The following is a 12,703-nucleotide window of genomic DNA, read 5'->3' on the forward strand; positions in this document are numbered from 1 at the left end:
AAGACGAGCGCGAGTACTCGGTGGATGAACTGGCCCGCGAGGGCGGCACCACGGTGCGCAACCTGCGCGCCTACCAGGATCGTGGCCTGCTGCCGCCCCCCGAGCGCCGGGGCCGCGCCGGGGTGTACTTCGCCAGCCACCTACGTCGCTTGCGCTTGATTAACCGCTTGCTGGAGCGCGGCTACAACATCGCCAACATCAAGGAACTGCTGGAGAGCTGGGAGCACGGCCATGACCTGGACCATGTACTCGGCCTCGACGAAGCCATCGTCGGCCCATGGAACCTGGAGACGGCCGGAAGCATCGAGTTCAGCGAGCTGCAGGCGCTGTTCGGTGGCGAGCTCAATGATGCGGTGATCGATCAGGCGCTGGCGCAGGGCCTGCTGGCCTTCGACGGCGAACGCATCAGTATTCCCAGCCCGCGCCTGTTCAACGCCGGCGTCGAGCTGTACCGCGCCGGCATTCCGCTGGCCGCGCTGCTGGATCACTTGGCCGTGCTGCGCACCGATACCGAACACCTGGCCGCCGGCATCGTGCGCCTGGTGGTGACTCATCTGGTGGACAAGCCCGGCGCCGACCTGCTGCCCGGTGCGGCCGATCTGGAGCGTCTCGCCGAGGTGTTCCAGCGCCTGCGGCCGGTGGCCGAGCAGGTGGTGCTGGTGGAGCTGGCGCGAGGCCTGAAGCGTTCGGCCAACGAGATGCTCGGGGAGCGCGTGGGGGAAATCCTCCGCCGCCTGGAAACCCCGGAATAAGCAGTCAGCTGGCTGCCTGGGCCAGCTTGCCACGCAGCCAGCGCCGCGCCGGGTCGTCCTCGCTGGCCTCCGACCAGATCTGCACGAAATCGAATGGGGCCAGTTTCAGCGGCGGCTCGAAGCTGGCCAGGCCATGGCTTTCGAGATCGTCCGGAAGCATCCGCGCAGCAATCGTCAGCACCAGATCGGTGCCCGCCAACAGGCTGGGCGCCACGCTGAAATGCGGCACGGTAGAGGCCACCTGACGGCGCCGGCCGAGTTTTTCCAGATGACTGTCGATCTCTTCCGCCGGGCTCTGCTGCAGGGCGACCCGCAGGTGCGGAGCGGCGAGGTAGTCGTCGAGGTCCAGGCGCTTGCGGCCGCCCAGTGTTTCGCGCGAGCACAGGCAGACGAAGCGTTCCTCGAACAAGCGCTGCACGCGCAGCCCTTCCGGCAGCATCGGGAAGACCCCGAGGGCGCCATCCAGCTCGCCGCTCGCCACCTGCTCGGCCATGCCCACGCGCGAGGCCTGGCGTACGTCCAGGTGAATGCCCGACGCCTCGCGGCGCAGGATCGGCAGCAGCGTTGGCAACACCACCCAGGCGCCGTAGTCGGACATGCCCAGGCGCAGCTCCAGTTCGGCGCTGGCCGGCTCGAAATCGTCGCCCAGCACCAGCCGGCGCACGCTGCCGAGAATCTCGTGCAGCGGCCCGGCCAGTTCGAAGGCTCGGCGGGTCAGCTGCATCTGGTTGCCGGCGCGCACCAGCAGCGGGTCGTCGAGCAGGTCGCGCAGGCGACCCAGCGCATGGCTCACCGCCGGCTGGGTCATGGCCAGGCGCTCGGCCGCGCGGGAGACATGGCGCTCATCCAGCAAGGCGTCGAGGATCACCAGCAGGTTGAGGTCGATACGGCGCAAGTCATGAACTGGGTGCATTCAGGGTGTACCAATCATTCATTTCCATGCGCTGGATGGATAGCAGAAGCTGCATTCATCGACAAGAAACGGAGGAAAGTCGATGTCGAAACTGCTTCTTCTGCTGCCCGCCATCGGCGTGGGCGCGCTGGTCGCCTTGCAGGCCGGCAGCAACTCCCTGCTGGGTCGCCAATTGGGCCATCCGTTGAGCGCAAGCCTGACTTCGCTGGGCGTTAGCCTGGCGGCGGTAATCATCGCGCTGCTGGCCTTTCGTGTGCCGCTTCCGCCGGCAGCGGGTATCGCCGCTACGCCCTGGTGGGGCTGGCTGGGCGGGCTGTTCGGTGCGGCCTATCTGACCGTGGCGGTGATGCTGGCGCCGCAGCTGGGCGCGGCGACCTTCCTGGCCTGCGTGGTGGCCGGGCAGATGCTGATGTCGGCGCTGTGCGACCAGTTCGGCTGGGCCGGTTTTCCGGTACGGCGGTTGTCGCCCGAGGGTGTGCTGGCCGTCGGGCTGATCATCGCCGGGGTGGTGTTGTTGCAGTGGCGGGGGAGGGTGGCTTGAAGAGGTTTTGCTGAGGGGGCTGGGCGGGTTCGCGAGCAAGCTCGCTCCTACAGGGAAAAGCTGGCGTGCTCTTCGTAGAGCCGAGGGGGACGCCTAGTCCTTGCTCGCGAACCGCCGCCACTGCCAAGGCGTGGCAGGGCGGCTCATCTCAGGCTCAGATGCCGACTCAACAACGCCCGCAGTGCCGCCGGCTTCACCGGTTTGGGGAGGAACTCCAGCCCGGCCGCGTGGATCTGCGCCACAAGCTCGGGACGGGCGTCCGCGCTGATCACCACGCCCGGCACCGGCTCGCCCAGGCGGGTGCGCAGCCAGGCCATGAGGTCGGTGCCCAGTTCGCCGTCGTCCAGGTGGTAGTCGATCAGCGCCAGTTGCGGGCGCGCATCGCCTTCCAGGAGGGTCTGGCATTCCTCGCGGCTGCGCGCGGTGAGCACGCGACAACCCCAGCGGCTGAGCAGGCTGTTCATGCCGGTGAGGATGCTGTCCTCGTTGTCCACGCAGAGCACCTGCGCGCCGTTGAGCTGTTCCGGGGTTTCCAGCTTGTGTCCGTTGAGCTGCGCTGGCGCCGGTTGGCGCGCCAGCGGCACGCTGACGCTGAACACGCTGCCCTTGCCCGGCCAGGAGCGTACTTCCAGGCGGTGGCCGAGCACCTTGCACAGCCGGTCGGCGATCGCCAGGCCCAGACCCAGGCCTTTCTCGGCGCGGGTCTGGTGACTGTCCAGGCGTTTGAATTCCTCGAAGATCACATGGAGCTTGTCCGGCGGGATGCCCGGACCATGGTCCCAGACTTCCAGGCGCAGGTGCCCGGCTTCGCGACGTACGCCCAGCAGCACGTGGCCCTTGGCGTAGCGGAAGGCGTTGGTGAGGAAGTTCTGCAGCACGCGGCGCAGCAGCTTGATGTCGCTCTCCACGCGCAGCTTGCTGCCGCGCATGTGGAAGTCGATGCCGTGCTCCTGGGCCAGTACGCGGAATTCCACGCCGAGGGTCTCGTACAGGTTGCTCAGCGGGAAGGACGCGACATCGGCGCTGACCCGTCCGCCCTCCAGGCGCGATATGTCCAGTAGGTCGGTGATCAGGTCTTCCGCCGAGCGTAGCGACGAGTCCAGGTGGCGCACCAGTTCGGTGGCCTCCTCGGGCAGTAGCTCCTGGTGGGCGAGGGCGGCGGAGAACAGCCGCGCGGCGTTCAGCGGCTGCATCAGGTCATGGCTGACCGCGGCGAGGAAGCGCGACTTGGACTGGTTCGCCGCCTCGGCCGTGCCCTTGGCTTCGGTGAGCGCATGGTTCAGCTGCGACAGCTCGAAGGTGCGCTCCTGCACCCGTTGCTCCAGGCCTTCGTTGGCGTCTTTGAGGCCCTGCTCGGCGTGGCGGTAGTTGGTGATGTCGGTGAAGCTCATGACGAAGCCGCCGCCCGGCATCGGGTTGCCGATCAGTTCGATCACCCGGCCGTTGGGGAACAATCGCTCGGAAGTGTGCGGGGTGCCCTGGCGCATCCAGTACAGGCGCTTGGCGACGTGCAGGTCCGGATCACCCGGCCCGCACAGGTTGCGCTCGGCGTTGTAGCGGATGATGTCGGCGATCGGCCGGCCGACGTAGATCAGCCCCTCCGGGTACTCGAACAGCTCCAGGTAGCGGTGGTTCCAGGCCACCAGGCGCAGCGACTGGTCGACCACGCTGATGCCTTGGGTGATGTTCTCAATGGCGCCTTGCAGCAGCGCGCGGTTGAACTGCAGCACCTCGGAGGCTTCGTCGGCGATCTTCACCACGTCCTCGACCTGCATCTCGCGGCCTTCGATGGCGGCCTTCACCACCGCCCGCGCGGAGGAGGCGCCGAGCACGCCGGCGAGCAGGCGTTCGGTGTGGGCGATCCACTCGTCGTTGGCGTTCTGGCTCGGGGTGAAGCCCTTGCCCTGGCGGTAGGCGAAGCGGATGAAGCTTTGCCGCGCGCGCTCCTCGCCGACGAAGCGGGCGGCGAGCATCAGCAGGTCTTCCAGCTGCACCGCGAGCATCGAGCGCGAGCTGAGTTTCTGGGAGATTTCCTGGCCGATGAAGCGGCTGGCCTGCCAGTGCTCGGAGACGCGGGTGCGGGAGAACACCGAGACCAGCCCGAACAGGGCGAAATTGCCGATCAGCGAGAGCAGCACGCCGAGGGTCAGCGGTTCGATGGTCAGGCCGAAGGGGCGGCCGGCCAGCCAGGCGAGGCCGGGGAAGGCTTCCAGCGGCCAGCCCAGGCCCTTGGCGACCACCGGCAGCACCAGGGTGTAGGCCCACAGCAAGGAGCCCGCGGCCAGCCCGGCGAATACGCCGCGGCGGTTGGCCTGCTTCCAGTACAGCGCGCCGATCATGGCCGGGCCGAGCTGGGCGATGGCGGCGAAGGCGATCTGGCCGATGGTAGCGAGGCTCGCGGTGGAGCCCAGCAGACGGTAGCTGACGTAGGCCAGCAGGAGGATCAGCGCGATGCTCACCCGGCGCACGGTCAGCAGCCAGTGGCGGAACACCTCGAAGGGCTGCTCGGCCTCGCCTTTGCGGCGCAACAGCCAGGGCAGCAGCATGTCGTTGGAGACCATGGTCGACAGCGCCACGCTGGCGACGATGACCATGCCGGTGGCCGCCGAGGCGCCGCCGATGAAGGCCAACAGGGCCAGCGCCGGATGGGCCTCGGCCAGCGGCAGGCTGATCACGAAGGAGTCGGGGATGACCCCGGCCGGCAGCTGCATCTGTCCGGCCAGCGCGATGGGCACCACGAACAGCGCGGCCAGCACCAGGTAGATCGGGAATACCCAGCGCGCCAGGCCTAGGTCGCGCGGCTCGATGTTCTCCACCACCAGCACGTGGAACTGGCGCGGCAGACACATGATGGCGGTCATCGCCACGCCGGTCTGCAGCAGCATGCCCGGCCAGTGCACGGTTTCTTCCCAGTAGTCGGCCAGCTGCGGCGCGGCGCGGGCCTTGTCGAGCAGGTCGTCGAAGCCGTCGTAGAGGCTGTAGGTGACGAAGATGCCGACCGCGAGGAAGGCGGTGAGTTTGACCAGCGACTCGAAGGCGATGGCCAGCACCATGCCGCGGTGGTGCTCGGTGACGTCGAGGCTGCGGGTGCCGAAGACGATGGTGAACAGCGCCAGGACCAGCGAGACGATCAGCGCGGTGTCCTGGGCGCGGCTGCCGCCGGCGTCGGCTCCGGCGCCGATCAGCAGGTTCACCCCGAGCACGATGCCCTTGAGCTGCAGGGCGATGTAGGGCAGCACGCAGACGATGCAGATCAGCGCCACCACCACCGCCAGGGCCTGCGACTTGCCGTAGCGCGCGGCGATGAAGTCGGCGATGGAGGTGATGTTCTCCTGCTTGCTGATCATGATCATCTTCTGCAGCACCCAGGGCGCGAAGAGCATGAGCAGCACGGGGCCGACGTAGATCGGCAGGAACGACCAGAGCTGGCCGGCGGCCTGGCCGACCGCGCCGAAGAAGGTCCAGCTGGTGCAGTACACCGCCAGGGAGAGGCTGTAGACCCAGGCGCGGACGCGCGGCGAAAGAGGGGCGCGACGGCGGTCGCCATAGAACGCAATGGCGAACAGGACCGCCATGTAGAGCAGGGCGACCGTTGCGATCAACCCACTGGACAACGACATGCTGACTCCGGAAATGAACTGGCTCCCCCGCAGGAGCGCTAGCAGCAGTTTCGCACCAAAGTCCCGATGTGTCAGACCGACTGCTACCAATGTCTCAGTGGCGCTGTGTCGCGCTTCTCACTTGAGTGGCGCTGGCCGGGCTGATAGCTTGCCGGCCTTTGCAGTCCGCCCGTCTGTCGCGCCCTTTTGCGGGTGCGGCACTTCAGGCAGCCGCTACGCTCTGAAATGAGCGAGATCTGCGTCGACGTATCAGGAGCACACCATGTTCAGACCGCTACCGATCACCTTGCAGCGCGGGGCCTTGCGCCTGGAGCCGATGGTGGAGGCCGACGTGCCTGAACTGGTGACCCTGGCGGAGGCGAACCGCGATGTACTGCAGTTCATGAGCGCACCGGGGCGCCCGGACTGGTATCGCCAGGGCCTGGCCGACCAGCGTGAAGGCCGTGCGCTGCCGCTGGTGGTGCGCCTGGGCAACGAGATCGTCGGCACCACGCGCTTCACGGACTTCCTCCCGGCGCTGCCGGCCTGCGAGATCGGCGCCACCTGGCTGGACCAGGCGCAGCATGGCAGCGGCCTGAACGCCACCATGAAGTACCTGATGCTGCGCCATGCCTTCGACAGCTGGAAGATGGTCCGCGTGCAGTTCAAGACCGCCGCAAGCAACCTGCGTTCGCAGCGTGCCATCGAGAAGCTCGGCGCGGTGCGCGAAGGCGTGCTGCGCAATCATCGGCGCCTGGCCGGCGGCCGTCTCGACGACACCATTCTCTACAGCATCACCGACCATGAGTGGCCGCAGGTAAAGGCCGCGCTGGAGGCGAGTTTCAACGGCTGACGGCGCTGGTGTAAGGTGATCGACCCGCTCGTTCTCCAGAGCGGCGGTGCGACATCGGGGCAGGAGCATGACAGACCACCACGCGAGCGGCGAACGTACCCGTTTCTGGCGCGCCCAGGAGCTGGGCGGCGTCGAGCTGCTGCACGCGCGCTACATCGAGCAGGTATTCTCGCCCCACGTCCACGAAGGCTTTGCCTTCGTGATGATCGAGCAGGGGGCGCAGCGTTTCCACCATCGCGGCGCCGAACACTTCGCGCCGGCTGGCAGCGTGGTGCTGATCAATCCTGACGAGGTGCATACCGGCTCCAAGGCTGACGAGGCCGGTTGGCGGTATCGCGGCTTCTACCCTGAGCTGGCGCAGGTTTCCGGGGTGCTGGAAGAGCTGGAACTGAACGGTGGCGGTACGCCGTCGTTCGATGCCAGCGTGGTGCACGATCCGGAGTTGGTGCGGGCGCTGTTCGCCGCCCACCGCCTGGTGGATTCCGACGCCCCCGTATTGCAGCGCCAGACCTGCTGGCGTGAGGCCCTTCTGCTGCTGTTCCAGCGCCATGCGCGGATTCCCGACGCGCCGCCCGCCGGCAACGAACCCGTCGCCGTGGCGCGCGCCCGCGAACTGCTCGGCTCGCGGCTGATGGAGCCGCCGTCGCTGGAAGAGCTGGCCGCCGCCGTCGGACTGTCGCCGTTCCACTTCGCCCGGGTGTTCCGCAAGGCCACCGGCCTGCCGCCCCACGCCTGGCTCAAGCAACGCCGCCTGGAGCAGGCCCGCGCGCTGCTCAAGCAGGGCTGCGCGCCGGTAGGCGTGGCCATGCAACTGGGCTTCGCCGACCAGAGCCATCTCAGCCGCCAGTTCAAGCAGGCCTACGGCGTCGGCCCCGGCGAATATCGGCAGGCGTGTGCGAGATCGTTCAAGACGGCGTGAACCGTTCGCCCCAGGCTTGTCGGGCGAATAGCGCGCAGCGCTATCCGCCGTGATGGAGCGCCCCCAACCGCCTACGACCCAACAGCTTCCCAGATTCCAGGCGTGCGTAGAGCCCTGTCAGAACACCAGGCGGAGATTGCATGGAGCAAGCGGCATGGATGTCGCTGGAGTGAGATTTCGTAGTCGCCTGGATGGACTTGTGCGGAAAATGTGGCTTTTCTTCAGGTCGTTGCCGTCATATCCATGCTGTCATCCCGGCCAGAGGCCCCCACGCAGGTAAACAAGGACGATGTCTCAACACTCGCAATTCGCCCTCTTGGGCAAGAAGCGTTTCCTGCCATTCTTCGTCACCCAGCTGCTGGGTGCGTTCAACGACAACATTTTCAAGCAGTCACTGATTCTGGCGATCCTCTACCACCTCACCGTCGGCGGTGACCGCAACCTGCTGGTCAACCTCTGCGCGCTGTTGTTCATCCTGCCGTTCTTCCTGTTCTCCGCCCTGGGCGGACAGTTCGGCGAGAAGTTCAACAAGGACGCTCTGATGCGTGCACTGAAGCTGGCCGAGATCGGCATCATGGCGGTGGGTGCCGCGGGCTTCGTGTTTGGCAGCCTGCCGCTGCTGTTCCTTGCGCTGTTCGCCATGGGCACCCACTCGGCGCTGTTCGGTCCGGTGAAGTACTCGATCCTGCCGCAGCACCTGCGTGAGGACGAGCTGGTGGGCGGTAACGCCCTGGTGGAGATGGGCACCTTCCTCGCCATCCTCTGCGGCACCATCGGCGCTGGCGTGCTGATGTCGCGGCAGGACTACGCCGCCGGCGTTGGCAGCGCCGTGGTGCTGGTGGCTGTCTGCGGCTTCCTCGCCAGCCGCAACATTCCCCGCGCGGCGGCCGCGCTGCCGGACCTGACGATCGACTGGAACATCTTCCGCCAGTCCTGGAGCATCCTCTTGCTCGGCCTGCGCCAGCGTCCGGCGGTGTCGCGCTCGCTGGTGGGCAACTCCTGGTTCTGGTTCCTCGGCGCGGTCTATCTCACTCAGATCCCGACCTACGCCAAGGAGCTGCTGCACGGCGACGAGAGCGTGGTGACGCTGATCCTCACCGTGTTCTCCGTGGGCATCGCGCTGGGCTCGATGCTCTGCGAGAAGCTCTCCGGGAAGAAAGTGGAAATCGGCCTGGTGCCCTTCGGCTCCATCGGTCTGAGCCTCTTCGGCATCCTGCTCTGGTGGCACTCCGGCGACTTCCCGCAGGGCGAGCAGCCGTACCACTGGCTGGCGGTGCTGGAGCATTCGCAGTCCTGGGCGGTGCTGGCCGACATCCTCGGCATCGGCATCTTCGGCGGCTTCTACATCGTGCCGCTGTACGCGCTGATCCAGGCGCGCACCGAGGAGGACAAGCGCGCGCGGGTGATCGCCGCCAACAACATCCTCAACGCGCTGTTCATGGTGGTGGCGGCGATTGTTTCGATCCTGCTGCTGTCGGTGGCGAAGCTGACGATCCCCGAGCTGTTCCTCGTGCTGTCGCTGATGAACGTCGCGGTGAACGTGTACATCTTCAAGATCGTTCCCGAGTTCACCATGCGCTTCCTGGTGTGGCTGCTGACCCACTCGATGTACCGGGTGGATCACCGCAACCTCGAGGTCATCCCCGACGAAGGCCCTGCGGTGCTGGTGTGCAACCACGTGTCCTTCGTCGATGCGCTGCTGATCGCCGGCTCCGTACGTCGCCCGGTGCGTTTTGTCATGTACTACAAGATCTTCCGCATCCCAGTGCTGAACTTCATCTTCCGCACCGCTGGCGCCGTGCCGATCGCCGGGCGCAACGAAGATCCGGCGACCTATGAAACGGCGTTCGCCAAGGTTGCCGAGTACCTGCGCGAAGGGGAGGTGGTGTGCATCTTCCCCGAGGGCATGCTGACCCTGGATGGCGAGATGAATGAGTTCCGCAGCGGGGTGGAGCGGATCATCGCGGAAACCCCGGTGCCGGTAATCCCGATGGCACTGCAAGGGCTTTGGGGCAGCTTCTTCAGCCGCGACCCGGGCAAGGGCTTTTTCCGCCGTATCTGGTCGCGGGTGTGCCTGGTGGCCGGCCAGCCGGTGGCTCCGGAGGACGCCAAGCGTCTGGCGCTGCAGGAGCAGGTCGCCGTGCTGCGTGGCGCTGCACGCTGAGTTTTCCGGCGGCAAAGAAAAAGCCCCAGCAATGCCGGGGCTTTTTCATGGGCGTGTCGCGGTTCAGATAACCTGAACTTCGTCAGCCTGCAGGCCCTTCTGGCCTTCAACCACAACGAAGGAGACCTTCTGGCCTTCCTGCAGCGATTTGAAGCCGGTGCCCTGGATGGAGCGGAAGTGCACGAAGACATCGTTGCCGCTTTCCGGAGTGATGAAGCCGAAGCCCTTGGCGTCGTTGAACCACTTGACGGTGCCGGTCTGACGATTCGACATGGAATTACACCTTGAACAATTGAATATTGTTTTGCGGAAAGCCCGCGCTCTTCCTGAGTTGCAAGGTGCAGTCGAAGCCGGGTGATGGGGAATGGCCCCACCAGGTCACGAGCCACAGTGACGCAAGCAAACACAGTGGGCCGCAGCATACCGACAAATTTTCGGGAAAGCGACAGCCCGCCGGCATCGAAATCGATGCAGCGTCAGTGGCTCAGTTTCAGGCCAACCAGCCCGCAGAGAATCAGCGCTACGCTGAGCATGCGTACCGGCGCCATGGATTCGCCGAACAGCCAGATGCCAACGGCAACGGTGCCCAGCGCGCCAATGCCGGTCCAGATGGCGTAGGCGGTGCCCAGTGGCAGGTTCTTCATGGCCAGCCCCAGCAACCCGACGCTGGCGGCCATCGCCAGGGCGGTAAGTACCGAGGGAACCAGGCGGGTGAAGCCTTCGGTGTACTTCAGGCCGACAGCCCAGGCGACTTCGAACAGGCCGGCGACGAACAGAATGATCCAGGACATGTTGGACTCCAGACGGTGGATGGATTGAAGGGCCGTCCCCGCTGGAACACCGGAAGGTGGTGAGGTCGTCCTCACGATGTGCATTATTTTGCACAAATCTGACTCCCCGGGCAAGCCGGGGCCGGATCGGGGCTTCACTCCGGGGCCTGTTCCCGCGCGGGCGACTCGTCGGTCATGCGCCGGAACCAGGTGGAGAGCGTGGCGCCGGAGATGTTGTGCCAGACGCTGAACAGCGCGCTGGGCACTGCGGCCAGGGGCGAGAAGTGCGCGCTGGCGAGGGCGGCGCCGAGGCCGGAGTTCTGCATGCCGACTTCCAGCGTCAGTGACTTGCGCTGTGCCAGCGGCAGGCCGAAGAGCTTGGCGGTGAAGTAGCCGAGCAGGAAGCCGAAGCCGTTGTGCAGGATCACCACGGCCAGGATCAGCAAGCCGGACTCGGCGATCTTCGCCTGGCTGGCCGCCACCACCGCCGCGACGATGATCACGATGGACACCACCGACACCAGCGGCAGCACCTCCACCGCATGGCGCACCCGTGCGCCGAGCAGGTGCTGAGCGGCGAGGCCGAGAACGATCGGCACCACGACTACTTGCAGGATCGACCAGAACAGCGCACCGAAGGATACCGGCAGCCAGGCCGAGGCCAGCAGCCAGATCAGCGCCGGGGTGAGCAGCGGGGCGAGGAGGGTAGTGACGCCGGCAATGGCCACCGACAGCGCCAGGTCGCCGCGCGACAACCAGGTCATCACGTTGGAGGCGGTGCCGCTGGGGCAGCAGCCGACCAGGATCACGCCGACGGCGATCTCCGCCGGCAGGTGCATCGCCTGGCAGAGCAGCCAGGCCACGCCGGGCATGATCACGAAGTGGGCGATCACCCCGAGGGCGACGCGCCAGGGATGCCGGGCGACTTCGGCGAAGTCCTCGACCCTGAGGGTCAGGCCCATGCCGAACATCACCACGCCGAGCATCGGCACGATGGCGGGGGTGAGCGGGGTGAAGAGGGTGGGGACGAAGAACGCCAGGATGGCGAAGAGCAGCACCCAGAGGGCGAAGGTGTTGCCCATGAAGCGGCTGAGGAGAATGAGAGCACGCATGGGGCCTTCCTTGTTGGTATGTCAGGCGCCGCGCGGAGGCGGCGCCCGTCGGGCATCAGATGCCTTCCGGCATCGCCTCGCCACCGAGAGCTTCGACCAGCGCCGGGAGGAACTCGGCAAACGTCAGCATCATCAGGGTGAAGCTGGCATCGAGCTGGCCGAGGGCGTCTTCGCCACCGTCCTGCTCGGCCTTTTCCTGCAGCATGTCTTCGAAGCGCAGGCGCTTGATCACCACCTTGTCGTCGAGGACGAAGGACAGCTTGTCCGACCAGGCCAGGGACAGCTGGGTGACCAGCTTGCCGGCGGTCAGGTGCAACTGGATTTCCTCGCTGGTCAGGTCCTGGCGCTTGCAGCGCACCACGCCGCCGTCTTCATGCGTGTCGCGCAGCTCGCATTCGTCGAGGACGAAGAAGTCGCCAGCGGCCTCCTGGGTCTTCACCCATTCGGTCAGGGTGGCGGTCGGCGCGACCTTCACGGTCAGCGGGCGCACCGGCAGCGAGCCCAGGGCTTCGCGCAGGGTGGAGAGCAGGTCTTCGGCCTTCTTCGCGCTGGAGGAGTCGACCAGGATCAGGCCGAGGCTCGGGGCGATGGCGGCGAAGGTAGCCGAGCGGCGGATGAAGGCGCGCGGCAGCAGGGTCTGGACGATCTCGTCCTTGAGCTGGTCGCGCTCCTTCTTGTAGACCTTGCGCATCTGCGCGGTCTCGATTTCGTCGACCTTGTCCTTCAGTGCGTCACGCACGACGCTGCCGGGGAGGATGCGTTCTTCCTTACGCGCGCTGATCAGGAAGAAGCCTTCGCTGGCGTGGACCAGTGGCGCGTCCGGGCCCTTGCCGAAGGGCGCGGAAAAACCGTAGGTGGCGAGCTCCTGGCTGGCGCAGGGGCGCGCCGGCTTGCTGGCCAGGGCCTTCTCCAGGGCATCGGCGTCGATCTGCAGATCCTGGGTGAGGCGGTATACGAGCAGGTTGCGGAACCACATGAGGGGCTAACTCCTGGACACAAAGGCCCCATTATTCCGTCAGGCGCTTTCCAGGCCAACCCCGTTTCGTCATTCGCACACTTCATCTAAGCCTTTGGAACATC

The 12,703-nt window shown here is 66.3% G+C and carries 11 protein-coding genes; 5 read left to right on the forward strand and 6 right to left on the reverse strand.

The genetic code is table 11. The annotated features are described in order from the left end of the window. Window positions 1–53: 53 nt before the first annotated feature. Window positions 54–752: a MerR family transcriptional regulator gene (locus GA645_RS08185; RefSeq protein ID WP_256676172.1), complete on the forward strand. Its 699-nt coding sequence runs from the start codon at window positions 54–56 to the stop codon at window positions 750–752. Window positions 753–756: 4 nt separating this feature from the next. Here GA645_RS08185 and GA645_RS08190 read toward each other — a convergent pair whose 3' ends face one another. Next, the gene (locus GA645_RS08190) at window positions 757–1,665 is read right to left on the reverse strand and encodes a LysR family transcriptional regulator (RefSeq protein WP_152221657.1); all 909 of its coding nucleotides are present in this window, start codon (window positions 1,663–1,665) and stop codon (window positions 757–759) included. A gap of 82 nt (window positions 1,666–1,747) precedes the next feature. Here GA645_RS08190 and GA645_RS08195 point away from each other — a divergent pair, with 82 nt between their 5' ends. Continuing rightward, window positions 1,748–2,206, forward strand: a complete 459-nt coding sequence (locus GA645_RS08195) for a DMT family transporter (RefSeq protein ID WP_152221659.1) — start codon at window positions 1,748–1,750, stop codon at window positions 2,204–2,206. Between the two features lie 143 nt (window positions 2,207–2,349). Here the strand turns inward: GA645_RS08195 and GA645_RS08200 are convergent, their stop codons facing one another. Continuing rightward, complete coding sequence (locus GA645_RS08200; RefSeq protein WP_152221661.1) at window positions 2,350–5,826, reverse strand: hybrid sensor histidine kinase/response regulator; 3,477 nt, start codon at window positions 5,824–5,826, stop codon at window positions 2,350–2,352. Between the two features lie 262 nt (window positions 5,827–6,088). Between GA645_RS08200 and GA645_RS08205 the strand changes: the two genes are divergently transcribed. The 3 genes from GA645_RS08205 to GA645_RS08215 all read left to right on the forward strand — a co-directional run bounded on the left by GA645_RS08205 (window position 6,089) and on the right by GA645_RS08215 (window position 9,741). Further along, a complete protein-coding gene (locus tag GA645_RS08205) occupies window positions 6,089–6,658 on the forward strand; it encodes a GNAT family N-acetyltransferase (protein ID WP_152221663.1) in 570 nt (189 codons plus the stop codon). A gap of 67 nt (window positions 6,659–6,725) precedes the next feature. After that, window positions 6,726–7,577: an AraC family transcriptional regulator gene (locus tag GA645_RS08210; RefSeq protein ID WP_152221665.1), complete on the forward strand. Its 852-nt coding sequence runs from the start codon at window positions 6,726–6,728 to the stop codon at window positions 7,575–7,577. A gap of 289 nt (window positions 7,578–7,866) precedes the next feature. Beyond that, window positions 7,867–9,741 carry an MFS transporter gene (locus GA645_RS08215; RefSeq protein ID WP_152221666.1) on the forward strand — a complete coding sequence of 625 codons (1,875 nt, stop codon included), beginning with the start codon at window positions 7,867–7,869 and terminating at the stop codon, window positions 9,739–9,741. Window positions 9,742–9,804: 63 nt separating this feature from the next. Here GA645_RS08215 and GA645_RS08220 read toward each other — a convergent pair whose 3' ends face one another. The 4 genes from GA645_RS08220 to rdgC form a co-directional block, all read right to left on the reverse strand. Beyond that, entirely contained in the window at window positions 9,805–10,014 is a 210-nt protein-coding gene (locus tag GA645_RS08220) for a cold-shock protein (protein ID WP_045210321.1), read from the reverse strand. Between the two features lie 203 nt (window positions 10,015–10,217). After that, complete coding sequence (gene sugE, locus GA645_RS08225; RefSeq protein WP_152221668.1) at window positions 10,218–10,532, reverse strand: quaternary ammonium compound efflux SMR transporter SugE; 315 nt, start codon at window positions 10,530–10,532, stop codon at window positions 10,218–10,220. 134 nt (window positions 10,533–10,666) lie between these two features. Continuing rightward, window positions 10,667–11,623, reverse strand: coding sequence for a bile acid:sodium symporter family protein (locus GA645_RS08230; protein ID WP_152221670.1), 957 nt, complete (start codon window positions 11,621–11,623; stop codon window positions 10,667–10,669). 55 nt (window positions 11,624–11,678) lie between these two features. Continuing rightward, window positions 11,679–12,599 carry a recombination-associated protein RdgC gene (gene rdgC, locus GA645_RS08235; RefSeq protein WP_152221671.1) on the reverse strand — a complete coding sequence of 307 codons (921 nt, stop codon included), beginning with the start codon at window positions 12,597–12,599 and terminating at the stop codon, window positions 11,679–11,681. Window positions 12,600–12,703: the final 104 nt, after the last annotated feature.

The sequence above is a fragment of the Pseudomonas sp. SCB32 genome, assembly GCF_009189165.1.
Lineage (GTDB): Bacteria > Pseudomonadota > Gammaproteobacteria > Pseudomonadales > Pseudomonadaceae > Pseudomonas.

Bases quoted from the DNA above. Each gene is read 5' to 3' on its own strand.
- GA645_RS08190 (WP_152221657.1), bottom strand. From the start codon at position 1,665: ATGCACCCAGTTCATGACTTGCGCCGTATCGACCTCAACCTGCTGGTG.
- GA645_RS08195 (WP_152221659.1), top strand. From the start codon at position 1,748: ATGTCGAAACTGCTTCTTCTGCTGCCCGCCATCGGCGTGGGCGCGCTG.
- GA645_RS08200 (WP_152221661.1), bottom strand. From the start codon at position 5,826: ATGTCGTTGTCCAGTGGGTTGATCGCAACGGTCGCCCTGCTCTACATG.
- GA645_RS08205 (WP_152221663.1), top strand. From the start codon at position 6,089: ATGTTCAGACCGCTACCGATCACCTTGCAGCGCGGGGCCTTGCGCCTG.
- GA645_RS08210 (WP_152221665.1), top strand. From the start codon at position 6,726: ATGACAGACCACCACGCGAGCGGCGAACGTACCCGTTTCTGGCGCGCC.
- GA645_RS08215 (WP_152221666.1), top strand. From the start codon at position 7,867: ATGTCTCAACACTCGCAATTCGCCCTCTTGGGCAAGAAGCGTTTCCTG.
- GA645_RS08220 (WP_045210321.1), bottom strand. From the start codon at position 10,014: ATGTCGAATCGTCAGACCGGCACCGTCAAGTGGTTCAACGACGCCAAG.
- sugE (WP_152221668.1), bottom strand. From the start codon at position 10,532: ATGTCCTGGATCATTCTGTTCGTCGCCGGCCTGTTCGAAGTCGCCTGG.
- GA645_RS08230 (WP_152221670.1), bottom strand. From the start codon at position 11,623: ATGCGTGCTCTCATTCTCCTCAGCCGCTTCATGGGCAACACCTTCGCC.
- rdgC (WP_152221671.1), bottom strand. From the start codon at position 12,599: ATGTGGTTCCGCAACCTGCTCGTATACCGCCTCACCCAGGATCTGCAG.